The sequence below is a fragment of the Streptomyces sp. NH27 genome (assembly GCF_056859195.1).
The window spans coordinates 1-1,466 of the sequence record NZ_JACEGK010000918.1; the positions used below are offsets into that span (position 1 = coordinate 1).

General features: G+C 72.5%; 1 protein-coding gene. It reads left to right on the plus strand.

Annotation, left to right across the window (positions count from 1 at the left end):
• Positions 1–211 precede the first annotated feature (211 nt).
• Positions 212–1,426, plus strand: a complete 1,215-nt coding sequence (locus AC13HU_RS37065) for an acetyl-CoA C-acetyltransferase (RefSeq protein ID WP_483046396.1) — start codon at positions 212–214, stop codon at positions 1,424–1,426.
• The last annotated feature ends 40 nt before the right edge of the window (positions 1,427–1,466 follow it).

Here is a 1,466-nt window from a genome sequence, read left to right on the forward strand (position 1 = left end):
CGCACTGATACGCGCCGACGGCGCGGCTCGTACCGACGGCGCAGCCCGTACTGCCGACGTGCCTGTCATCGACCCCGCACCTGCCAGGGCAGCGCGTACTGCCGACCCCGCACCCGCCACCGACCCCGCGCCTGCCCGCGATCCCTCCGGCTGACCGGCCCCGACGCACCAGCGCCACCCCATCCGTGATCCCTCACCGAAAGGCACGACGTTGAGCACCGACGCTTACGTCTACGACGCCGTACGCACCCCGCGCGGGCGCGGAAAGGCCAACGGCTCCCTGCACGGCACCAAGCCGATCGACCTCGTCGTCGGCCTCATCCACGAACTGCGCCGCCGCTTCCCGAACCTGGACCCGGCGGCGATCGACGACATCGTGCTCGGTGTGGTCAGCCCGATCGGCGACCAGGGCTCCGACATCGCCCGGATCGCCGCCATTGCCGCGGGCCTGCCCGACACCGTCGCAGGCGTGCAGGAGAACCGCTTCTGCGCCTCGGGCCTCGAAGCGGTCAACCTCGCCGCGGCGAAGGTCCGTTCGGGCTGGGAGGACCTGGTGCTGGCCGGCGGAGTGGAGTCGATGTCCCGCGTCGCCATGGGCTCCGACGGCGGCGCCTGGGCGATGGACCCGATGACGTCGTTCGAGACCGGCTTCGTGCCCCAGGGCATCGGCGCCGACCTGATCGCCACCATCGGCGGCTGGAGCAGGCACGACGTCGACACGTACGCGTCCCTGTCGCAGGAGCGCGCCGCCGAGGCGTGGAAGGAGGGTCGCTTCGACCGTTCCGTCGTCCCGGTCGTGGACCGCGCCGGCCTGACCGTCCTGGACCGCGACGAGCACATGCGCCCGGGCACCACTCCCGAGTCGCTGGCCGCGCTCAAGCCGTCCTTCGCCACCATCGGCGACGCCGGCGGCTTCGACGCGGTCGCGCTCCAGAAGTACCACTGGGTGGAGAAGATCAACCACGTCCACCACGCCGGCAACTCCTCCGGCATCGTGGACGGCGCGGCGCTGGTCGCCATCGGGAACCGCGAGGTCGGCGAGCGCTACGGCCTCACCCCGCGCGCCCGCATCCTGTCCGCGGCTGTTTCGGGCTCCGAGCCGACCATCATGCTCACCGGCCCCGCCCCCGCGTCCCGCAAGGCTCTGGCCAAGGCCGGGTTGAGCGTCGGCGACATCGACCTGATCGAGATGAACGAGGCGTTCGCGGCGGTCGTGCTGCGCTTCGCGGCCGACCTCGGCGTCAGTATCGACAAGGTCAACGTCAACGGCGGCGCCATCGCGCTCGGCCACCCGCTCGGCGCGACCGGGGCGATGATCCTGGGCACCCTCATCGACGAACTGGAGCGCCGCGACCAGCGCTACGGCCTCGCCACCTTGTGTGTGGGCGGCGGCATGGGCGTCGCCACCGTCGTCGAACGCCTCTGACCCGGCCGCGCCCCGCGCCCCGTCCCACCGCGCCCCGCCG